This is a genomic window from Streptomyces rhizoryzae (genome assembly GCF_023155275.1).
Lineage (GTDB): Bacteria > Actinomycetota > Actinomycetes > Streptomycetales > Streptomycetaceae > Streptomyces > Streptomyces rhizoryzae.
Window position 1 is genome coordinate 130,042 of record NZ_JALMUV010000012.1, and the last position, 20,678, is coordinate 150,719.

General features: G+C 73.7%; 20 protein-coding genes, 1 tRNA gene and 1 riboswitch. Of the genes, 14 read left to right on the forward strand and 7 right to left on the reverse strand.

Annotated features, from left to right (window positions below; all coding sequences use genetic code 11):
- Positions 1 to 46 precede the first annotated feature (46 nt).
- A complete protein-coding gene (locus tag MUU72_RS12860; protein ID WP_248013330.1) occupies positions 47 to 1,315 on the reverse strand; it encodes a PTS transporter subunit EIIC in 1,269 nt (422 codons plus the stop codon).
- A gap of 208 nt (positions 1,316 to 1,523) precedes the next feature.
- Entirely contained in the window at positions 1,524 to 2,858 is a 1,335-nt protein-coding gene (locus tag MUU72_RS12865; RefSeq protein ID WP_248013331.1) for a PTS transporter subunit EIIC, read from the reverse strand.
- 229 nt (positions 2,859 to 3,087) lie between these two features.
- Between MUU72_RS12865 and MUU72_RS12870 the strand changes: the two genes are divergently transcribed.
- From MUU72_RS12870 to rdgB, 4 genes are all read left to right on the forward strand, one after another.
- Complete coding sequence (locus tag MUU72_RS12870) at positions 3,088 to 3,321, forward strand: PTS sugar transporter subunit IIB (RefSeq protein WP_168102456.1); 234 nt, start codon at positions 3,088 to 3,090, stop codon at positions 3,319 to 3,321.
- 125 nt (positions 3,322 to 3,446) lie between these two features.
- Positions 3,447 to 4,178 (forward strand): ribonuclease PH, encoded by a 732-nt coding sequence (gene rph / locus MUU72_RS12875; protein WP_248013332.1) that lies wholly within the window; start codon positions 3,447 to 3,449, stop codon positions 4,176 to 4,178.
- Positions 4,179 to 4,360: 182 nt separating this feature from the next.
- Entirely contained in the window at positions 4,361 to 4,783 is a 423-nt protein-coding gene (locus MUU72_RS12880) for a hypothetical protein (RefSeq protein WP_248013333.1), read from the forward strand.
- Positions 4,784 to 4,792: 9 nt separating this feature from the next.
- The gene (gene rdgB, locus MUU72_RS12885; protein WP_248013334.1) at positions 4,793 to 5,428 is read left to right on the forward strand and encodes an RdgB/HAM1 family non-canonical purine NTP pyrophosphatase; all 636 of its coding nucleotides are present in this window, start codon (positions 4,793 to 4,795) and stop codon (positions 5,426 to 5,428) included.
- A gap of 55 nt (positions 5,429 to 5,483) precedes the next feature.
- On the opposite strand, the gene MUU72_RS12890 is transcribed toward rdgB, so the two are convergent.
- Together MUU72_RS12890 and MUU72_RS12895 are read right to left on the reverse strand one after the other, a co-directional pair.
- Positions 5,484 to 5,556: transfer RNA gene (locus MUU72_RS12890), tRNA-Leu, on the reverse strand.
- A 157-nt stretch (positions 5,557 to 5,713) separates the two neighbouring features.
- Positions 5,714 to 7,255, reverse strand: a complete 1,542-nt coding sequence (locus MUU72_RS12895) for an MFS transporter (protein WP_248013335.1) — start codon at positions 7,253 to 7,255, stop codon at positions 5,714 to 5,716.
- A 454-nt stretch (positions 7,256 to 7,709) separates the two neighbouring features.
- Here MUU72_RS12895 and MUU72_RS12900 point away from each other — a divergent pair, with 454 nt between their 5' ends.
- Both MUU72_RS12900 and MUU72_RS12905 read left to right on the forward strand, forming a co-directional pair.
- Positions 7,710 to 8,216: a hypothetical protein gene (locus MUU72_RS12900; protein ID WP_248013336.1), complete on the forward strand. Its 507-nt coding sequence runs from the start codon at positions 7,710 to 7,712 to the stop codon at positions 8,214 to 8,216.
- Entirely contained in the window at positions 8,216 to 9,493 is a 1,278-nt protein-coding gene (locus tag MUU72_RS12905; protein ID WP_248013337.1) for a sensor histidine kinase, read from the forward strand. Before MUU72_RS12900 ends, MUU72_RS12905 begins: the two co-directional genes overlap by 1 nt.
- 30 nt (positions 9,494 to 9,523) lie before the next feature.
- On the opposite strand, the gene bcp is transcribed toward MUU72_RS12905, so the two are convergent.
- Entirely contained in the window at positions 9,524 to 9,991 is a 468-nt protein-coding gene (gene bcp, locus MUU72_RS12910; RefSeq protein ID WP_248013338.1) for a thioredoxin-dependent thiol peroxidase, read from the reverse strand.
- A 265-nt stretch (positions 9,992 to 10,256) separates the two neighbouring features.
- Between bcp and MUU72_RS12915 the strand changes: the two genes are divergently transcribed.
- The 3 genes from MUU72_RS12915 (at position 10,257) to MUU72_RS12925 (ending at position 11,485) form a co-directional block, all read left to right on the forward strand.
- Positions 10,257 to 10,577, forward strand: coding sequence for a DUF3618 domain-containing protein (locus MUU72_RS12915; RefSeq protein WP_248013339.1), 321 nt, complete (start codon positions 10,257 to 10,259; stop codon positions 10,575 to 10,577).
- 126 nt (positions 10,578 to 10,703) lie between these two features.
- Positions 10,704 to 11,006, forward strand: a complete 303-nt coding sequence (locus MUU72_RS12920) for a GroES family chaperonin (RefSeq protein ID WP_048828920.1) — start codon at positions 10,704 to 10,706, stop codon at positions 11,004 to 11,006.
- Between the two features lie 65 nt (positions 11,007 to 11,071).
- Positions 11,072 to 11,133: riboswitch (guanidine-III (ykkC-III) riboswitch) on the forward strand.
- Between the two features lie 31 nt (positions 11,134 to 11,164).
- Positions 11,165 to 11,485, forward strand: a complete 321-nt coding sequence (locus MUU72_RS12925; protein ID WP_248013340.1) for a DMT family transporter — start codon at positions 11,165 to 11,167, stop codon at positions 11,483 to 11,485.
- 107 nt (positions 11,486 to 11,592) lie between these two features.
- Here MUU72_RS12925 and MUU72_RS12930 read toward each other — a convergent pair whose 3' ends face one another.
- Positions 11,593 to 13,845: a transglycosylase domain-containing protein gene (locus tag MUU72_RS12930; protein ID WP_248013341.1), complete on the reverse strand. Its 2,253-nt coding sequence runs from the start codon at positions 13,843 to 13,845 to the stop codon at positions 11,593 to 11,595.
- Between the two features lie 361 nt (positions 13,846 to 14,206).
- Here MUU72_RS12930 and MUU72_RS12935 point away from each other — a divergent pair, with 361 nt between their 5' ends.
- From MUU72_RS12935 to MUU72_RS12950, 4 genes are all read left to right on the forward strand, one after another.
- Positions 14,207 to 15,001 (forward strand): ABC transporter permease, encoded by a 795-nt coding sequence (locus MUU72_RS12935; protein ID WP_248013342.1) that lies wholly within the window; start codon positions 14,207 to 14,209, stop codon positions 14,999 to 15,001.
- A gap of 64 nt (positions 15,002 to 15,065) precedes the next feature.
- Positions 15,066 to 15,830: an ABC transporter permease gene (locus MUU72_RS12940; RefSeq protein ID WP_248013356.1), complete on the forward strand. Its 765-nt coding sequence runs from the start codon at positions 15,066 to 15,068 to the stop codon at positions 15,828 to 15,830.
- A 40-nt stretch (positions 15,831 to 15,870) separates the two neighbouring features.
- Positions 15,871 to 16,887 carry an ABC transporter ATP-binding protein gene (locus MUU72_RS12945; protein ID WP_248013343.1) on the forward strand — a complete coding sequence of 339 codons (1,017 nt, stop codon included), beginning with the start codon at positions 15,871 to 15,873 and terminating at the stop codon, positions 16,885 to 16,887.
- 9 nt (positions 16,888 to 16,896) lie between these two features.
- Complete coding sequence (locus MUU72_RS12950) at positions 16,897 to 17,619, forward strand: DUF1707 SHOCT-like domain-containing protein (protein ID WP_248013344.1); 723 nt, start codon at positions 16,897 to 16,899, stop codon at positions 17,617 to 17,619.
- 12 nt (positions 17,620 to 17,631) lie between these two features.
- Here MUU72_RS12950 and MUU72_RS12955 read toward each other — a convergent pair whose 3' ends face one another.
- Positions 17,632 to 18,942 carry an SGNH/GDSL hydrolase family protein gene (locus MUU72_RS12955; protein WP_248013345.1) on the reverse strand — a complete coding sequence of 437 codons (1,311 nt, stop codon included), beginning with the start codon at positions 18,940 to 18,942 and terminating at the stop codon, positions 17,632 to 17,634.
- Between the two features lie 302 nt (positions 18,943 to 19,244).
- Here MUU72_RS12955 and MUU72_RS12960 point away from each other — a divergent pair, with 302 nt between their 5' ends.
- Positions 19,245 to 20,603, forward strand: coding sequence for a DUF445 domain-containing protein (locus MUU72_RS12960; RefSeq protein WP_248013346.1), 1,359 nt, complete (start codon positions 19,245 to 19,247; stop codon positions 20,601 to 20,603).
- Positions 20,604 to 20,678: the final 75 nt, after the last annotated feature.

A 20,678-nucleotide genomic window follows, 5' to 3' on the forward strand; every position in this document is an offset into this window, starting at 1 on the left:
CGGAAGGGGGCCCGGGGCCAACGGCTGCCGGAGGCGGGCTCCTTGGCTACTTGGCCTCGGCCTTCTGGAGTTCCGCCAGCTCCTCGTCGGACTCGCGGCCCGGCGTGGGGATGTTGAACTTGGTGATGGCGAAGCGGAAGACCGCGTAGTAGACCGCCGCGAAGCACAGGCCCACCAGGGCCAGGCCCCACGGGTTGCTGGCGAGGCCGAGGTTGAGGCCGAAGTCGATCGCGCCGGCCGAGAAGCCGAAGCCGTCCTTCATGCCCAGCGCCCAGGTCAGCGCCATCGAGACACCGGTGAGCACCGCGTGGATCGCGTACAGGACCGGCGCGAGGAACATGAAGGTGAACTCGATCGGCTCGGTGACACCGGTGATGAACGCGGTCAGCGCGAGCGAGAACATCATGCCGCCGACGACCTTGCGGCGCTCGGGGCGGGCGCAGTGGACGATGGCCAGGCAGGCGGCCGGCAGCGCGAACATCATGATCGGGAAGAAGCCGGTCATGAACTGGCCGGCGCTCGGGTCGCCGGCGAGGAAGCGCGCGATGTCGCCGTGCTTGCCGTGGTAGTCGCCCGCCTGGAGCCAGGGGAAGGAGTTCAGCAGGTGGTGCATGCCGACCGGGATCAGCGCGCGGTTGGCGACACCGAAGATGCCCGCGCCCACGGCGCCCGAGCCGACCAGCCAGGCACCGAAGTTGTGCAGGCCCGTGCCGAGCACCGGCCAGATGAGGCCGAAGACGATGCCTATGACCAGGCCCGCGAACGCCGACAGGATCGGCACCAGCCGGCGGCCGCCGAAGAAGCCCAGCCACTCGGGCAGCTTCTTGCGGTAGTAGCGCTGGTAGAGCAGCGCCACGACCAGGCCCATCACCACGCCGCCGAGCACCCCGGCGTTGACCGGCGCCTCGTTCATGACGATCTTGCCGTCCACGACCGCGGCGACCTTGGGGAGGTTCTTGTCGGTGAAGGTGCCCAGCACCTTCTGGAAGACCAGGTAGCCGGTCACCGCGGCCAGCGCGGTCGAGCCGTCCGACTTCTTGGCGTAGCCGATCGCGATGCCGACGGCGAACAGCAGCGGCATGTTGTCGAGGATCGCGTTGCCGCCGGCCGACATGTACCCGGCGATCTTGTTGATGAACTCCGGGAACCCCGCGTGCCCGAGCATGTCCGCGTTGCCGAGGCGGACGAGCAGGGCGGCTGCGGGCAGCACGGCGACCGGCAGCATCAGGCTGCGGCCGATGCGCTGAAGGACAGCCATCGCGCCGGAACCCTTCTTCTTCTTGTCGGCCGCGGGGGCGGCACTGGCCGTGGACACAACTTCCTCCAGTGGGCAAGGCGCCGCCCGGGCCAAGGGGGTGGGGGATGGCGGCGTCTCGGGGACGCGGCCGACCGGCCGCATGATCCGCACCAATCAAGTGGTGTAGACCTGTTGTAGCACGGGTAGGGCGCCGCGAGGAACCTGCGAAAGGCCCTCCCCCTTGCCCGGTCCGCGGAAATCCCCGGGGACCGCTCCCGGGGCGGGGCTATTTCACGTTGTCGCGCTCCATCGCGTCCCCGACCTCGTCCGGCTCCCGGCCCGGGGTCTGGAGATCGAATTTCGTGATCGCGAAACGGAACAGCGCGTAGTAGAGCGCGGCGAAAAACAGGCCGATCGGAATGATCAGCCAGGGCCGGGTGGCCAGTCCCCAATTGATCACGTAGTCGATCAGGCCCGCCGAGAAGCTGAAGCTGTCGTGCACCCCCAGGGCCCAGCTCACCGCCATCGACACCCCGGTCAGCACCGCGTGCAGCGCGTACAACGCCGGGGCCACGAACATGAACGCGTACTCGATCGGCTCGGTGATGCCGGTGACGCACGAGGTCAGGCCGACCGACAGCATCATGCCCGCGATCTCCTTGCGGCGGTGCGGCCGCGCGCAGTGCGTGATCGCCAGCGCCGCGGCCGGCAGCGCGAACATCATGATCGGGAAGAATCCGGTGGTGAACTGGCCCGCCGACGGATCACCGGCCAGGAACCGGTTGATGTCGCCGTGCACCACCGTCCCGTCCGGTTTGGTGAAACTGCCGAACTGGAACCACAGCGGAATGTTCAGGAACTGGTGCAGCCCCACCACCAGCAGCGCGCGGTTGGCCACCCCGAAAATGCCCGCGCCCCACGCGCTCAGCGCGGTCAGCCACTGGCTGAACCGCATCAGCCCGGCGCCGATCGGCGGCCACACGAACAGGCACACCACCGCGAAGAGCAGTCCGACGAAGGCCATCACGATCGGCACCAGCCGGCGACCGTTGAAGAAACCCAGCCAGTCCACCAGCTTCACCCGGTGGAAGCGCTGCCACAGCCACGCCGAGAGGAAGCCCATCACGATGCCGCCGAAGACCCCCGGATTCTGGAAGGCGGCCTGGGTGACCTTCGCGGACCTGTCCACGCACACCCCGTTCCACAGCCCGGCCTGGGTGTACGTCTGCCCGGTGGCGCAGTTCGTGGGGAACGCGTGCAGCACCGAGTAGTAGACGAGGAAGCCGACCACCGCGGCCAGCGCGGTCGACCCGTCCGACTTCTTCGCCATCCCGATGGCCACCCCGATGCTGAACAGCAGCGGCAGCCCCAGCCCGGAGTCCAGCAGCGCCCCGCCGGCGCCCGCGAAGACCTTGGCGACGGCGCTCCAGCCGAGCCCCTCGGCGCCGAAGACGTCCGGCTGGCCGAGCCGGTTGAGGATGCCCGCGGCCGGCAGCACCGCGATGGGCAGCTGGAGGCTGCGGCCCATCTTCTGTAGCCCCTGGAACAGGGCCGCCGCCCGGCTCCGCGACGGCTTCGCCGGCCCCTTCCCCGGCTCCGCGCCCGCTGCCTGTGCACTCATCAGCGCCCTCCGCGTGCTCCGGCCCCGGCCCGGCGGCGGCCGGCCCGCCGCGTGCCGCATACTGGTGGTGTAGACCACTTGGGAGGGTTGTGCGCAGGCGTCCCTCCCGGTGATCGCCATCCTTCGCCAGGTAGCGGGCGAACGCCCACTGAGCTGGGCTGAACGTGCGTTACGGTGTGAAATCTTCAGCGGCGGTAAGCGCCGAGGGCCGAGACAAGCAGGAGTGGACATGGCCAGCAAGGCTGAGAAGATCGTCGCCGGGCTCGGCGGACTCGACAACATCGAAGAGGTCGAGGGCTGCATCACCCGCCTCCGCACCGAGGTCAGCGACGCCTCCCTCGTCGACGAGGCCGCTCTCAAGGCCGCCGGCGCCCACGGCGTCGTGAAGATGGGCACCGCGATCCAGGTCGTCATCGGCACCGACGCGGACCCGATCGCCGCCGAGATCGAAGACATGATGTGAGCCACCGCTCCTGACCGGCGGGCGGGCCGCCGCGCCGCGCGCCCGCCGCCGGGCCCCGCTCCCGGATTCCCGCCCTCCCCGGCACCGGGACGGGGCCCCGCGGCGCAGCCGATAGGGTCGGGGCCATGTCTCGCATCGACGGCCGCACCCCTGAACAGCTCCGCCCCGTCACCATCGAACGCGGCTGGAGCAAGCACGCCGAAGGCTCCGTCCTGGTCTCCTTCGGCGACACCAAGGTCTTCTGCACCGCCAGCGTCACCGAAGGCGTACCGCGCTGGCGCAAGGGCACCGGCGAGGGCTGGGTCACCGCCGAGTACGCGATGCTGCCCCGCTCCACCAACACCCGCGGCGACCGGGAGTCCGTGCGCGGCAAGATCGGCGGCCGCACCCACGAGATCTCCCGCCTGATCGGCCGCTCGCTGCGCGCCGTCGTCGACTTCAAGGCCCTCGGCGAGAACACCATCGTGCTGGACTGCGACGTCCTCCAGGCCGACGGCGGCACCCGCACCGCCGCCATCACCGGCGCCTACGTCGCGCTGGCCGACGCCGTCGCCTGGGCCCAGCGCAAGAAGCTCGTCAAGCACGGCCGCCGCCCGCTGGCCGGCACCGTCAGCGCGGTCAGTGTCGGCCTCGTCGACGGCGTCCCGCTGCTCGACCTCTGCTACGAGGAGGACGTCCGTGCCGAGACCGACATGAACGTCGTCTGCACCGGCGACGGCCGCTTCGTCGAGGTCCAGGGCACCGCCGAGGCGGCCCCCTTCAGCCGCGGCGAACTGGACTCCCTGCTCGACCTGGCCGTCACCGGCTGCGCCACCCTGGACGCCGCCCAGCGCGAGGCCCTCGCCGGCACCTTCTGACCCGCCGGCACCGGGGGCGGGCCGGCCCGGCCCGCCCCGTGGCCGATCTTCGCCCCCGCCCCCGCCTCCCGGGCAACCCCGCCCCTCCCCCCTGCGTTTCCTTGCGTGCGAGCCCCGCCGGGCCCGCTCCCGTACGCCCCGCCGGCCCCAACCGCCGTACGCCCCAAGGGAAGGAACGCCCCATGGACCGCCCCCGCCACCGTCCGCGCCTGCGCCGCCCGGCCGCCTCCGCGCTCGCCGCGTTAGCCGCCGCCGCCCTCGCGATACCCGCGCTCTCCGCGTGCAGCGCCGTCCAGAAGGCGATGGATTGCGCCAAGACCGCCACCGCCGTCGTCAACGGTGTCGACAAGCTCCAGAAGGCCGCCGGCGACGCCCTCGACGACCCGCAGGAGACCACCAAGGCCCTCGACGACCTCGACGGCAAGCTCCAGCAGCTCAGCAAGTCCGCCCACGACCCCGAACTGTCCAAGGCCGTCGGCGACATGAACCAGGCCATCAAGGACGCCCGCCGGGCCGTCGAGGCCGACCGGGCCCCCAACCTCAAGCCGATCGGCGATGCGGCGACCCGGATCACCACCCAGTGCACCCCGGGGGACAAGGAATAATCGGCTCCCATGGAGTCACACACCGGCGAACGCCCCGCAACCCACCGCCGCCTCGTCCTCGCCACCCGTAACAACGGCAAGATCGCCGAGCTCCGCGCGATCCTCGAAGCGGCCGACCTCGACGTCGAACTCGTCGGGGCCGACGCCTACCCCGACGTCCCCGACGTCAAGGAGACCGGCGTCACCTTCGCCGAGAACGCCCTGCTGAAGGCCCACGCCCTGGCCCGGGCCACCGGCCACCCGGCCGTCGCCGACGACTCCGGCCTCTGCGTCGACGTCCTCGGCGGCGCGCCCGGCATCTTCTCCGCCCGCTGGGCCGGCCGGCACGGCGACGACCGGGCCAACCTGGACCTCCTGCTGGCCCAGCTCTCCGACATCGACGCCCCGCACCGCGCCGCCCACTTCGCCTGCGCCGCCGCGCTCGCCCTCCCGGACGGCACCGAGCGGGTCGTCGAGGGCACCCTGGAGGGCACCCTCCGCCACGCCCCCGCCGGCACCGGCGGCTTCGGCTACGACCCGATCCTGGAGCCCCTGGGCGAGACGCGCACCTGCGCCGAACTCACCCCCGCCGAGAAGAACGCCATCAGCCACCGGGGCAAGGCGTTCCGCGCCCTGGCCCCGGTGGTGCGGGAACTGCTGGGCTGAGCCACGACGCGGGCCCCGTCCCTGCGAGGTGCAGGGACGGGGCCCGTCGTTGCGGTGCGCCCGGTCGGATTCGAACCGACAAACACGACCACCTAAAGATCGCCGCTCAGCCGTTGGCGCACGGGCGCGTGTGCCGCCGTCCACTGTACTAAGCCGGGCCGTCCGCCGGTGCGGAGACGTCGGCCTTGGGGCGGGCCGCCGCCGTGCCGGCGCCGGAAGCCGCCGGCCGCCCGGCAGCCGGTGCCCGGTGGCCGCGGGGCGGCCCCGCGGCCGGGGTGCCCGGCGTCAGAAGCGGGGCTCCTGGGTGCGGGCGGTGATCAGGGCGACGGCTTCCTCCTTCGTGGCGACGGAGGGCGGGGAGCCGTCCAGGGGCTGCTGGGCGGTCTCCTTCATGGCGGCGACGGCGATGACGCCGACGAGGGCGGCGCCCATCGTGTAGTAGGCCGGGACCATGACGTTGTTGCCGAAGGCGTCCATCAGGGCCGTGATGACCAGTGGGGTGGTGCCGCCGAAGAGGGAGACCGCGAGGTTGTAGCCGATGGACAGCGAGCCGTAGCGGACGCTGGTCGGGAACAGTGCGGGCAGGGCGGCGGACATGGTGCCCAGGAGGCACAGCAGCGACAGGCCGAGCAGCGCCATCCCGCCCGAGACCGCGAGCAGCGAGCCCTGCTTGACGAGCAGGAAGGCGGGGGCGGCCAGCAGCAGGAAGCCGAGCATGCCGGACATCAGGAGCGGCTTGCGCCCGTAGCGGTCGTTGAGCCGGCCCACGGTCGGCAGCAGGCAGAGCAGCACCACCATGGTGGCCAGCAGGATCAGCAGCCCGTGCGACTCGCTGTACTCGAGGGTGTCGGTGAGGTAGGTCGGCATGTACGACAGCAGCATGTAGTCGGTGATGTTGTACGCGCCGACCAGGGCGATGCACAGGATGAGCGCGGGCCAGTGCCGGGTGAGGATCTCGCCCAGCTTCTTGCCCGGTGCGTTGGCGGAGAGGTGGGAGGAGTCCTCCTCGGCCGGCACGGCGGTGTCGGCGGCGCCGTGGCCCTGGGCCGCCTCGAACTTCTGGAAGGCCGGGGTCTCGTCGAGCCGGAGGCGGAGGTAGAGGCCGACCAGGCCGAGCGGTCCGGCGACCAGGAACGGGATGCGCCAGCCCCAGGACAGCATGGCGTCCGGGCCCAGCGCGGTGTTCAGCACCAGGACGATCCCGGCGGCGCCGGTGTAGCCGATCAGGGTGCCCATCTCCAGGAAGCTGCCGAAGAAGCCGCGCTTCTTGTCGGGCGCGTACTCGGCGATGAAGGTGGAGGCGCCGCCGTACTCGCCGCCGGTGGAGAAGCCCTGGATGAGGCGGAAGAGTATGAGCAGCGCGGGCGACCACAGGCCGATGGCCGCGTAGGAGGGGATGAGCCCGATGCACAGGGTGCCCGCCGCCATCATGATCATGGTGAGGGCGAGGACCTTCTTGCGGCCGATGCGGTCGCCGAGCGGCCCGAAGTACGCGCCGCCCAGGGGCCGCACGAGGAAGGCCACCGCGAAGGTCGCGAAGGACGACAGCAGGCTGGTGGTCGAACTGCCGGTGGGGAAGAAGACCTTGCCGATGGTGATGGCCAGGTAGCTGTAGATACCGAAGTCGAACCACTCCATGGCGTTGCCGAGGGCCGCGGCCTTCACGGCGCGCCGCACGGTCGGTTCGTCGGTGACCGTGATGTCGGTGCGGCGCAGGGGAGGGTTCCGGCGCCGGTCGATGGCGCGGAAGAGCGTCCAGTGGCGTCTGCGCGCGGCGGGGTCCGGTTCCGGCGCGGAGTGGCTGTCTTCGGTACTGAGGTGCGGCACGCGGCGGTCCTCCCGTTGGGTCGGCGCGCGGTTCGGGTGCGCGGGCGGGGCGTAGGTGCTACGACGGGTGCGCCTGCGCGCTGGAGGCCGGGTCGAAACCCGCCGTGCGGCGAACGCGAGGTACGTCACGTCGGCCCCGCGGCGAACGGTGCACGTCACAGGGGTGCGGGGTTGCCGTACGGCGAGGGCTTGTTACAGGACTGGTACAAAGCCGAGCGGTCACCGCAGCATTCGGGCAACGGGTCTGTGTCGGGGGGAGAGGAGAGTGTCGGTGGCGAAACCGCACCTTTCCGCCGCAGGTCGCGCCAAGGCCGCCGATTCGCGGCGGGTGGGGCGCGGGGCCGGACCCGGCGGCCGGTGCGGTCCGGGCCGGTGCCGGGCCGCCGCGCCGATCGTGTTTGCTGGTGGGGTTGGACGGTTGGACGGGGCGAGGGCGCCCCGGGAGGAGTGTGTGATGACCGACCGCGACGGTGCCCGCTTCAGGCGCGGGCGCACCGCTCTGGTGGCCTTCCTCGTGGTGACCGCGCTCGCGGCCGGCGGGGTGTGGTTCAGCCAGGTGCCGGACCGCGCGTCGGCGGTGGACGCCGCGCCGAAGACCTCGGCCGTCCAGGACGTGAAGTCGGACGGGCAGCCGACGGCGGGCCTGCCGGGCGTACGGGACTGTGGGATCGGCGAGCCGGAGATCCGGCCCCGGGTGATCACGCTGACCTGCGCGGACGCCGGGATGGTGGCGACCGGGATCACCTGGGACCGGTACGGCGCCGACGAGGCCGAGGGCCGTGGCGTGGTGCAGGTGGAGAAGACCGCGGCGGGGGTGGGGACGGACGCCGGCTACCGGGCGACGTTCCGGCTCTACGGCGCCAAGGAGATCGACGGTGCGCGGGCCTTCACGGGCCTGGAGGTGACCTACGAGGGCTCCACGCCGCTCGGTGACACGACGGAGATGTACAACCTCGCGTGATGGGCATTCGAGGCCGGATCGCCCTGGCCATTTCGGGTATGACGGCACTGGCCGTGGTGGTGCTCGGGTTCGCCGTGCACCACATCGCGGACGCCGAGCGGGAGCGGTCGGCCCGGGCGTACCAGGACGAGCGGCTGAGTTCGGCGCTCCAGATCTACGAGCGGGACGGGACGCTGGCGCTGGGCGCGCAGCTGGACGACGCGACGCTGCCGTCGCCGCTGCGCGAGGCGGTGTTCCACGACCGGTCGGGGACGTACGTCAGCGGGGGCGAGGACCCGCGGGTGTGGGCGGCGACGGGGGTCGGCGGGGACGGCGACCGGCCGGCGCGTTCGCTGTCGGTGTCGGCGGCGTACCCGGACGACGACCCGGCGCAGGTGGCGCTGGACCGGGCGCTGCTGATCGCGGGGTGCGGCACGGTCGTGCTGATGGCGGTGGTGTCGTGGTTCGTGGCGCAGCGGCTCTCGCGCCGGCTGCGGCTGAGTGCGGCGGCCGCCCGGCGGATCGCGGCCGGTGAGCCGCCGGACGCGGACGCGCTGGCCGGCGACGGCCGGGACGAGGTGGCCGAACTGGGCCGCAGCGTGCACCACATGGCCACGTCGCTGGCGGCGCGGGTGGAGGCCGAGCGGGAGTTCACCGCGGACGTGGCGCACGAGCTGCGGACGCCGGTGGCGGGGCTGGTGGCGGCGGCGGAGCTGCTGCCGGAGCCGCGGGCGGTGGAGCTGGTGCGGGACCGGGCGCAGGCGATGCGGCGGCTGGTGGAGGACCTGCTGGAGGTCTCCCGGCTGGACGCCGGGGTGGAGCGGGCCGACCTGGACGCCTGCGAGCTGCCGTCGCTGGTGCGCGGGATCGTCACCCGGGCGGCGCGGCAGCGCGGGGTGGACGACCTGGCGGTGTCGGTGACGGTCGAGGGCGAGCCGCGGATCGTGGAGACCGACCGGCGCCGGGTGGAGCGGGTGCTGGTCAACCTCCTGGCCAATGCGGCCAAGCACGGCGAGCCGCCGATCGAGGTGGTGGTGGCCGGCTCGCGGATCGTGGTGCGCGACCACGGGCCGGGGTACCCGGCGGAGCTGTGCGCGGAGGGGCCGCGGCGGTTCCGCACGGCGGCGCCGGAGCGCGGGACCGGGCACGGGCTGGGGCTGACGATCGCCGCCGGGCAGGCGCAGGTGCTCGGTGCCCGGCTGGAGTTCGGCGCCGCCGCGGGCGGCGGCGCCGAGGCCGTGCTGGAGCTGCCGGACCGGGCCGCGGTGACCGCCCTGGAGGTGGCGCCGGCGACGTAGCGGCGCCGGCGCGGTGCCCCGCCGGCGGCGTTACAGCCCCAGATCCTTGATGATCTTGGCGACGTGGCCGGTGGCCTTGACGTTGTAGAGCGCGCGCTCGACCTTGCCGTCCTCGTCGACGATGACGGTGGAGCGGATCACGCCGGTGACCGTCTTGCCGTAGAGCTTCTTCTCGCCGAAGGCGCCGTAGGCGGTCAGCACCTCCTTGTCCGGGTCGCCGAGCAGGGTGACCTTGAGGTCCTCCTTCTCGCGGAACGTCGCGAGCTTCTCGGGCTTGTCGGGGGAGATGCCGATGACGTCGTAGCCGTGGCCGGCCAGGAAGTCGAGGTTGTCGGTGAAGTCGCACGCCTGCTTGGTGCAGCCGGGGGTCAGCGCCGCCGGGTAGAAGTAGACGATGACCTTGCGTCCCTTGCGGTCGGCGAGCGAGACCTGCTGGCCGTCGGCGTCGGGGAGCGTGAAGGCGGGTGCGGTGTCGCCGGGCTGGAGTCGCTCACTCATGGCGGGTCCGTCTCCTTGCGGGGGTCGGGCGGTGGGTCGGTACGTCCCCGACATTAGGCCAGCGGGACGCCCCGGCAGGAGCCGCCCGCCCCAGGGGGGCGCCGCGGCGGCGCGAAACGGGGGTGCTGTGGGGCGCCCGCGGGTGCGAGCTGACAGACTGTCCTTCACGAATCGGCACATGATCGGGTGGCCGGTTCCGTACGGGGCGGGTCCGGAAACGGGTCCGGGCCCGGACGCATCGGCACGAGATGACGGAGGCGGCGCGGTGTCGGAAGCCAGGACCCCTGCCCAGATCGAGGCGGACATCGTCCGCAGGCGGCAGGATCTCGCCGCGACGCTCGACGAGATCGGCGTCCGGCTGCACCCGAAGACGATCATGGACGACGCGAAGGCGAAGGCGTCGGCGGCGGTGGACCGCACGGCGGGGCGGGCGTACGTGACCGTCAACCGCCTGGTCTCCGACGTGCGCGGCCAGCTGGTCGCCGCGGACGGCGCACCGCGGCTGGAGCGGATCATCCCGGTGGCCATGGTCGGCGTGGCGGTGGTGGGCCTGCTGGTGCTGGGGTCGCGGAAGCGGGAGAAGTAGCCCGCCGCCGGGCCGTCCGGTCCGCCGGATCCGGCCCGCGGTGCGTGCGCGCCCCCGCCGGGCAGGTACGGTCGTGCCGTGAGCCCGAATAACACCAAGGACACCCACGACAAGCTGCCGATCCGGATGCTGCACGACCGCGTGCTGGTCCGGACGGACATCCCCGAGGGCGAGCGCCGCTCGTCCGGCGGCATCGTCATTCCCGCGACCGCGGCGGTCGGCCGCCGCCTGGCCTGGGCCGAGGTCGTCGCGGTGGGGCAGAACGTACGGACCGTCGAGGTGGGCGACCGGGTGCTGTACGACCCCGAGGACCGGGCCGAGGTCGAGGTGCGCGGGGTGGCGTACGTGCTGATGCGCGAGCGCGATCTGCACGCGGTGGCCGCCGAGCGCCTGGAGGGCGCGGAGGACGCGACCGGCCTGTACCTGTAGGACCCCGGAGGAGCTGGCTCCCTCACGGGTGGTGACCGGCGTCACCGCCCGCGGGGGAGCCTTTTTGCTAGCCTCGAAGGCATCCCGACGAGACGCGCCGTACCGGGTCACGACAAGACGACGCACCCCTGTTGAAGCGCATTCACGGAGGTGCCGTCATGGCATGGATCCTGCTCGTCGTCGCCGGTCTGCTGGAGGTCGGCTGGTCGATCGGGATGAAGTTCACCGACGGGTTCACCCGGCTGTGGCCCAGCGTGGCCACCGGCGCGGGCATCGTCGCCAGCATGGTCCTGCTCTCCTACGCGGCGCGGACCCTCCCCATCGGTACCGCCTACGGCGTCTGGGTCGGCATCGGCGCGGCCGGTGCGGCGGTGGTCGGCATGCTGGTCCTCGGCGAACCGGCGACCGCCGCCCGGATCTTCTTCATCTGCCTGTTGCTGGTGGCGGTGGTGGGGCTGAAGGCCACGTCGGGGCACTGAGCGCGGCCGGGGGTCCGGGGGTTGCCCCCGGGGGATGCAGCATCTGCCTGTTGCTGGTGGCGATGGTGGGGCTGAAGGCCACGTCGGGGCACTGAGCCGGGGGGCCGTCAGCCGACGCCCCAGTGCCGGGCCAGCTCGTCGCCGTACGGTCCCACGGCCGGGAACGGCTCGCTCGGCTCGGTGGGCGTCGGTGTCCCGGTGGGGACCGGCGGCAGCGACGGCCCCCCGGTCGGCCCGGTCGGGGCACCGGTCGCGGTCGGCTCCCCGCTGGAGCTGGGGCCGGTGCTGCCGGACGGGCCGCCGGGGGAGGACGGCGCCTCGCTCGGCGACTCCGAGTCGCTCGCGGACGGGTCGGCGGACACGCTCGGCTCGGCGCCCTCCTGGACCTGGAGGTCGAAGTCGCGGACCGGGCGGCCGGCCAGCGCCGCGGCGGTGTAGTCGGCCCAGATCTGGGCGGGGATGTCACCGCCGTTGAGCCGGGCGTGGCCCGCCGCGCCGTAGAGCGGCTCCTGGTGGGCGGTGTCCGGGTGCTGGCCCAGGACCGCGACGACGGTCGCCAGCTCGGGCGTGTAGCCCGCGAACCAGGCGGCCTTGTCGTCCTCCGCGGTACCGGTCTTCCCGGCCGCCGGCCGCCCGGCGCCCTGGGCCGCGGTGCCGGTGCCGCCGTCGACCACCCCGCGCAGGACCTGGGTGGTGGTGTCGGCGGCGGCCCGCCCGATGGCGGTGCTCTCCTCGCGCTCCGGCAGCTCGCTCTCCTCACCGGCCCGGCTGACCTTCTCGACCAGGGTGTACGGCAGCTGCCGGCCGTGGTGCGCCAGCGTCGCGTAGACCTGCGCCAGGTCCAGCACGCTGGGGGTGGCGGTGCCCAGCGAGATGGCGCCCTGGGCCGCGGCCAGGCCCGGCGTCCGGGCCGGGATGCCGAGGGCGACCGCGGTGTCCTTGACGGCCCGCGGCCCGACGTCGATACCCATCTGGGCGTACACCGCGTTGACGGATTTGTCGGTGGCCTCGGCGACGGTGATCGGGCCGTAGGACCGGTCGTCCTCGTTGCCGGGGGCGAAGCCGGTGGGCCGGCCGTGGCTGACCGTCATCCGCTTGCTGGTGCCGTCGTAGACGGTGTTCGGGGTGATCGGCGAGCCGTCCTGGGTGACCGCGCCGCGCTCCACCGCCGCGGCGAGGACGATCGGCTTGAAGGTGGAGCCGGCCTGGTAGTCGCGGCGGGTGGCGCTGTTGACGAACTGCCGGGCGTAGTCGACCCCGCCGTAGAGCGCGACCACCCGGCCGGTGGCGGGGTCGATGGAGGCGCCGCCGGCCCGGACGTAGCCGTCGACCGGGCGGCTGCCGTCGAGCCGGTCCATCAGCCGGTTCCGCACGGCCGCCACCAGCGCGTTCTCCCGGCGGCGGTCGATGGTGGTGGTGATGCGGTAGCCGCCGGCCCGCAGGGTGTCCTCGTCGACGACGTCGTGCCCGGTCAGGTAGTCCTTGACCGCCTCGACGAGGTAGCCGCGCTGGCCGGACAGGCCGGCCGAGGTGCGGGCCCGGGCCAGCGCGGGGAACGTCATCGCGGCCCGCTCGGCGCGGCCGAGCCACTTCTGCTTGACCATGCCGTCCAGCACGTAGTTCCAGCGGGCCACCGCCCGCGGCCGGTTCTCGGGGTGGGCGCCGATGTCGTAGGCGCTGGGCGCGTTGAGCAGCGCCGCGAGGTAGGCGCCCTCGGCGGTGGTGAGCCGGCCGGCGTTCTTGCCGTAGTACGCCTGGGCGGCGGCCTGGATGCCGTACGCGTTGCGGCCGTAGTAGCTGGTGTTGAGGTAGCCCTCCAGGATCTGGTCCTTGCTCGCCTCCCGGTCCAGCTTGATGGCGATGAAGAACTCCTTGGCCTTGCGGGTGAGGGTCTGCTCCTGGCCGAGGTAGTAGTTCTTGACGTACTGCTGGGTGATGGTGGAACCGGACTGCCGGCCCTTGCCGGTGACGGTGTTCCAGGCGGCCCGCACCATCGCGGCCGGGTCGACCGCCGACTCCGTGTAGAAGTCCCGGTCCTCGGCGGCCAGTACGGCGTGCTGCACGGTCCGCGGCACCTGCCCCAGGGCGACGTTCTCGCGGTTGACGTCGCCGTCGCGGGCCAGTTCGGTGCCGTCGGAGTAGAGGTAGACGTTGCTCTGCGCCTTGGCGGCGCTGTTGGCGGGCGGGATGCCCACGAGGAGGTAGCCGGCGATCAGGCCGCCCACCACCAGCAGCAGGAAGAGCAGGACGGTCCCCGCCAGCATCCGCCAGGTCGGCAGCAGCCGGCGCCAACCGGTGCGCCGGGGGCGGGAGTCGGTGCCCCCGCCGCCGGCGCCGTCGTCGTGCGCGTCGTCGCTCATGTCTGTGGACTCCTCGGCCGCCGCCGGCCAGACCGCGGCGGAGCGGTGTCGTGTCGGGTCGGGCCCGGACCGGCGCCGCACCGGGGCGCGGCCCCTGCGGTGCGGTGTGCGGTGCGGGTGTGCGGTGGTTCCCGTGCTGCGCCGGGCAGGCGGCGGACACCCGGGAGGCAACTTTCGCACCGATGCGCCCGGCCACCGGGTGCCGCACACCGGCGTCCGCGCGGTGACCGGCTGAATGGCGCCCCCGCCTCACCCGGACGAGTGATAAATCGATGGTGCCCCTCCGCGGCGGCCCTTAGGCTCCGGAACTCGCCGTCCGCAGCCAGCCCGGACGGACCGGACACGAGCGGGGGAGGACAGCGTGCTGTACGTGGCCGTGGCGGCCGGCGCCTTCCGGCGGTACGCCACCTACCGCGCCGCCACCGCCGCCGGCCTCGCCACCAACACCGTCTTCGGGTTCCTCCTCGCCTACGCCTACCTCGCCCTCTGGCAGCAGCGCCCGCACCTCGGCGGCTACGGCCCGGCGCAGGCGCTGACCTTCGTCTGGACCGGCCAGGCGCTGCTGGCCGTCGCGCTGATCGCGGTGGGCGGCGTGGACGAGCTCCAGGAGCGGATCCGCAGCGGCGACATCGCGGTGGACCTCCACCGGCCCGCCGACCTCCAGCTGTGGTGGCTCGCCGCCGACCTGGGCCGGGCCGCGCTCCAGCTGATCGGCCGCGGGATCGTCCCGCTGGCGGTGGGCGCGCTGGCCTTCCCGCTGGCCCTGCCCGCCGACCCGGCCACCTGGGGCTGGTTCCTGCTGTCCGCCCTGCTGGGCGTGGTGGTGAGCTTCGCGCTGCGCTACCTCGTCGCGCTGTCCGGCTTCTGGCTGCTGGACAGCTCCGGACTGGCCCTGATCAGCGCCCTGGCGGGCATGTTCTTCTCCGGGATGGTGCTGCCGCTGCGGGTCTTCCCCGGCGGGCTCGCCGACCTCGCCCAGCTGCTGCCGTGGGCGGCGCTGCTCCAGGTCCCCGCCGACGTGCTGACCGGCGCCCGGACCGGCACCGGCCTGCTGCGCGGCCTGCTCTTCCAGGCGGCCTGGGCGGCGGCCCTGCTGGCCCTGGGGCGGCTGGTGCAGGCCGCCGCCACCCGCAAGGTGGTGGTCCACGGTGGCTGACCGGCCCGGCGGCCGGCTGCCCGTCCTCCGGGACGCCCTGACCGGCTACGCGCTGCTCGCGTGGATGCAGGTGCGCTCCGCGCTGGCCTACCGGACGTCGTTCGTGCTGATGGCGCTCGGCAACTTCGCCGCCAGCGGGCTGGACTTCGCCGCGATCGCCCTGATGTTCGCGCACGTGCGCGCGCTCGGCGGCTACGCCCTCCCCGAGGTCGCCTTCCTCTACGGCACCGGCTCGCTCGCCCTGGGCCTGGCGGACCTGCTGGTCGGCAGCCTGGAGCGGCTGGGCGCCCGGATCCGCGACGGCACGCTGGACACCCTGCTGCTGCGCCCGGCGCCGGTGTGGGCGCAGCTCGCCGCCGACCGGTTCGCGCTGCGCCGCCTGGGCCGCGTCGTCCAGGGGCTGCTGGTGCTGGTGTGGTCCACCGGCCACCTCGACGTGGACTGGACGCCGGGCCGGGTCCTGATGGTGCCGCTGATGACGGTGTGCGGGGCGGTGATCTTCGGGGCGGTGTTCACCGCCGGGGCGGCGTTCCAGTTCTGGGCGCAGGACGCCGCCGAGCTCCAGAACGCCCTGACCTACGGCGGCAACGCCCTGCTCCGCTACCCGCCGACGGTGTTCGCCCGCGACCTGGTCCGCTCGGTCACCTTCATCGTCCCGCTGGCCTTCGTCAACTGGCTGCCCGCGCTGTGGCTGCTGGGCCGCCCCTACCCGCTCGGGCTGCCCGGCTGGACGGCGTTCCTGAGCCCCGCGGTGGCCGCCCTGATGGGCGCGGGCGCCGCCCTGGCCTGGCGCCACGGCCTCCGCGCCTACCGCAGCACCGGTAGCTGACCCACCTTCATCCACCGTACAGACACGAGGAGTTGCCGGTATGAGTGCCGGGTCCGCCGGGCCGCTGATCGAGCTGGACGGCGTCGAGAAGGTCTTCACCGTCCGCCGCCGGGCCGGCCGGCTGCGCCGCACCCGGCACGAGGTGCGGGCCGTGGACGGCCTCACCTTCCAGGTGCCGCGCGGCGAGATGGTCGGCTACCTCGGGCCCAACGGCGCCGGCAAGTCCACCACCCTCAAGATGCTCACCGGCATCCTGGTGCCCAGCGGCGGCCGGCTGCGGGTCGCCGGCCTCGACCCGGCCCGCGACCGCCTCCGGCTCGCCCGCCGGATCGGCGTGGTCCTCGGCCAGCGCACCACCCTGTGGTGGGACCTGCCGCTCGCCGACTCCTACGACCTGGTGCGCCGGATGTACCGCATCCCGCCCGCGGTCTTCCGCGCCAACCTGGCGCGCTGCACCGAACTCCTGGGCCTGGGACCGCTGCTGGACGTCCCGGTCCGGCAGCTCTCCCTCGGCCAGCGGATGCGCGGCGACCTCACCGCGGCGCTGCTGCACGACCCCGAGGTGCTCTACCTCGACGAGCCCACCATCGGCCTGGACGTCGTCAGCAAGGCCACCGTCCGCACCTTCCTCCGCGAACTCAACACCGAGCGCGGCACCACCGTGGTGCTCACCACCCACGACCTCACCGACATCGAGCAGCTGTGCCGCCGGGTGATGGTCATCGACCACGGCCGGCTGGTCTTCGACGGGGACCTGGCCGGGCTGCGCGCCGCCGCGGACGGCGAACGGACCCTGGTGGTGGACCTGGCCCGGCAGCTCCCGCCGATCGACGGCGTCCCCGGGGCCCGCACCGTACGGGTCGAAGGGCCCCGGCAGTGGCTGGCGTTCCCGGCCGGGCACAGCGCCGCGCCCCTGGTGGCCGCGATCGCCGCCCGCTACCCCCTGGTGGACCTGTCGGTCCGCGAGCCGGACATCGAGGCGCTGGTCGCCGATCTGTACGCGCGCGGCGGCGCCGCCCGCCCGCAGCCGGGCGACGAAGCCCCCGCCAGTCCCTAGTCTGTCGGTATGACTGACGAACGGCTGCCGCAGCTGCGGGCCTCCGACGCCGACCGCGAGCGGGTCGCCGACATCCTGCGCGACGCGCTCGCCGAAGGGCGCCTGGACATGGCGGAGTTCGGCGAGCGGCTCGACACCGCCTACCGGGCCCGCACGTACGGCGAACTGGAGCCGCTCACCGCCGACCTGCCGGCCGCCGCCCCGGCCGGCGCCCCCGCCCCGCTCTCGCTCCGCAAGGAACCGGCACCCGCACCCGGCGGCGCGGTCACCGGGTGGGCCGGGCGGATCCGCGAGGACGCCCACGGCCACACGACCGGCATCGCCGTCCTCGGCGGCTTCGAACGCAAGGGGCGGTGGACGATCGGCCGCCGCTTCACCGCGGTGTGCTGCCTGGGCGGCGGCGAACTGGACCTGCGCGAGGCCGACTTCGCCGGCCGGGAGATCGAGATCAGCGTCTGGGCGGTGCTCGGCGGCGTCAACGTCATCGTGCCGCCCGGCGTCGAGGTCGTCACCCGCGGCCTGGGCATCATGGGCAGCTTCGACAGCCGGGAGGACGGCTCGCCCGCCGACCCCGGCGCACCCCGCGTCATCGTCTCCGGGCTGGCCCTGCTGGGCGGCGTCGGCGTGGAGCGCAAACTCCCCAAGGAGGAGTGGCGCCGCCTGAAGGCCGAGCGCAAGGAGGACCGGCGGCGGCTGCGGCAGGAGCGCCGGGCCCGCCGGGAACTGCCCTGACGCCCGCCCCGGTCACAGCGCCGCGGGTACCGCCTGCCGGAGCCGGCCGACGTCCACCGCGTCGGCCATCGCGCGGTAGCCGGCGTCACTGGGGTGCAGGTGGTCCCCGGAGTCGTACGCCGGGCGCAGCCGCAGCGGGTGCGCCGGATCGCGCAGGACCCTGTCGAAGTCGACGACGTCGTCGTAGACGGTCCCGGAGCGGATCAGCCGGTTGACCTGTTCGCGGACGTCGTTCAGCCGCCGGGAGTAGCCGCGGTGCCCGCCGAACGGCGTCAGGGTGCTGCCGGTGACCCGCAGGCCCCGGGCGTGCGCCCGTCGCACGACCTCCCGCATGCCCGCCGCCACCTTCTGCGGATCCAGCTGGCGCGGGGCCTTGAACAGGTCGTTCACCCCGATCTCCACCACCACCGCCTTCACCCCCGTACGGGACAGCGCGTCCCGGTCCAGCCGGGACAGCAGGCTCGGCCCGTTGGTGGGGGCGAGCGGGCCGGAATCGGTCAGCAGGCGGTTGCCGCTGATGCCCGCGTTCAGGACGCCGTAGCGGGGGGCGCCCGGCTCCTCGCGCAGCCGGGCGGCGAGGAAGTCCGTCCAGCGGTGGTTGGCGCCCGGCGTGGAGGTGATGCCGTCGGTGATCGAGTCGCCGATCGCCACCACCGCGCCGCGCGCCTTGGTGCTCCACACGTCCACCCCGGTGAGGTACCGCCAGTACGGGCTCTGCTCGGTGTAGGCGGTGCCGGCCGCGTCCTCGGCGTGGTCCCCGCGCGCCAGATACGACGTCTGGCGGGCGTACGGGTGGTAGGTGGCCGGGCCCGAGGGGGCCGGGGAGTACGTCGTGACCAGCAGGTCGGCGTTGCCGGGCACGGCCAGCCGCACCGGGTCGCTGGTGATCTCCCCGCCCGCCGGGATCGTCACCGACGGCCTGCCGCCGAACGCCAGCCGGCGCATCGTGCCGGCCGCGGCGATCGGGCTGCCGCTGCCCGCGGCCAGCGCCATCGACACATGGCTGAGCGACAGCGGCCGGGTGCCGTAGAGGTTGGACAGCCGGATCCGGGTGCGGGAGCCGCCGACGCTGGTGTGCACCACGTTGCGGATCGACATGCCGCCGTAGCCGTCCTGGGTGCCCGGCTCGGCCGACGCCACCGCCGCCGACCAGGTGCCGACCCACTGCCCGGAGACCGCCGGGGCGGCCGGTGCCTGCGGGCCGCGCAGGGTGCCGCCCAGGGGGCCGCGGGCCCCGCCGAAGCCGACGAATATCGCGGCCGAGATCAGCACCACCACCGCCACCAGGCCGGCGAGCAGGGTGTAACCCACACGTCTGGTCATGCGGGAGGCGTCTCCTGGGGCTGGCGGAGCTGCACGCTCCGGGCGGGCAGAGGGGTGGCCGGACCCGGGCGCCCGGGCCGGTCCTGACCGGCGGCGACGTCGCCGCCCGGCCGGTGTTCCATGATCCCACGGACCCCCCGGAGGCCGCCTGGCGCCCTGGACCGCCACCGGGGTCCGCCGCGCGCCGGGAACTCGTGGCGGGTTCCGGGAGTAGGGCACTGTGGGACACATACGGCGTACCGCCGGCGACGGGGCCGGACGGCGTACGGAAGGCGGGGGAGACGGTGGGAGCGGTGGAGCGGATGGCACGCACGACAGCGAAGCGGACGCGCGGGACGGCCGGCGCACCACCGGCGCGGGTCGCGGCCCCGGCCCCCGCGCCGGGCGGCGGGCCGGGCCCCGGCGGCTTCGTCTACAGCCCCGCCGACGAAGAGAAACGGAAGGGCGTCCGCCGGATGAAGGCGCTGGCGACCGCACTGCTGCTGGCCGTCGCCGTCGTCTACACCCTCGCCACCTGGGCCGGCGCGGCCGGCGCGGGCGCCTGGACCGGTTACGTCGCCGCCGCCGCGGAGGCCGGCATGGTCGGCGCGCTCGCCGACTGGTTCGCGGTCACCGCCCTCTTCAAACGGCCCCTGGGCCTGCCCATCCCGCACACCGCGATCATCCCCACCAAGAAGGACCAGCTCGGCCGGAGCCTCGGCGACTTCGTCGGGGAGAACTTCCTCTCCGGCGACGTGGTCCGCCGCCGGCTGCGGGCGGTCGGCGTCGGCGCCCGCCTCGGCAGCTGGCTCGCCGAGCCGCGCAACGCCGACCGGGTCACCGCCGAGCTGTCCACCGCGCTGCGCGGCGCGCTGACCGTCCTGCGCGACGACGACGTCCAGGCGGTCGTCGGGGAGGCCATCACCCGCCGCGCCGACACCGCCGAGATCGCCCCCGGCCTCGGCTCCCTGCTGGAGCGGATCGTCTCCGAGGGCGGCCACACCCGCATCGTCGACCTGGTCTGCGCCCGCGCCCACGACTGGCTCGTCGACCACGGCGACTCGGTCGTCGCCGCGGTCTCCGGCGGCGCCCCCGGCTGGACCCCCCGCTTCGTCGACCGCAAGGTCGGCGACCGGGTCTACAAGGAGCTGCTGCGCTTCGTCACCGAGATGCGGGACATGCCCGGCCACCCGGCGCGCGGCGCGGTGGACCGCTTCCTCACCGACTTCGCCGCCGACCTGCGGACCGACCCCGCCACCCGCGAGAAGGTCGAACGGCTCAAGTCCGAGGTGCTGGGCCGCGGCGAGGTGCAGGACCTGATCGCCTCCGCATGGAGCGCGGTCCGCGGCATGATCGTCGCCGCCGCCGAGGACGAACGCAGCGAGCTGCGCCGCCGGGTCCGCGCCGCCCTCCTCTCCCTGGGCGGCCGGCTGGCCGCCGACGGCCGCCTCCGCGGCAAGGTCGACGGCTGGCTGGAGGGCGCCGCCGGCTACGTCGTCACCACCTACCGCGGCGAGATCACCGCCCTGATCACCGACACCGTCGCCGGCTGGGACGCCGACCACACCTCCCGCAAGATCGAGGCCCACATCGGCCGCGACCTCCAGTTCATCCGCATCAACGGCACGGTGGTGGGGGCGTTGGCCGGTCTGTGCATTTACGCCGTTTCTCGGCTTTTTTAATCCCACGTTGTCGGCTTTCCCGCCGTGGGGGTTCTTTCGTGTGCGCCTGCGGCGCGTTGCGTTTCCGCTGCGCGG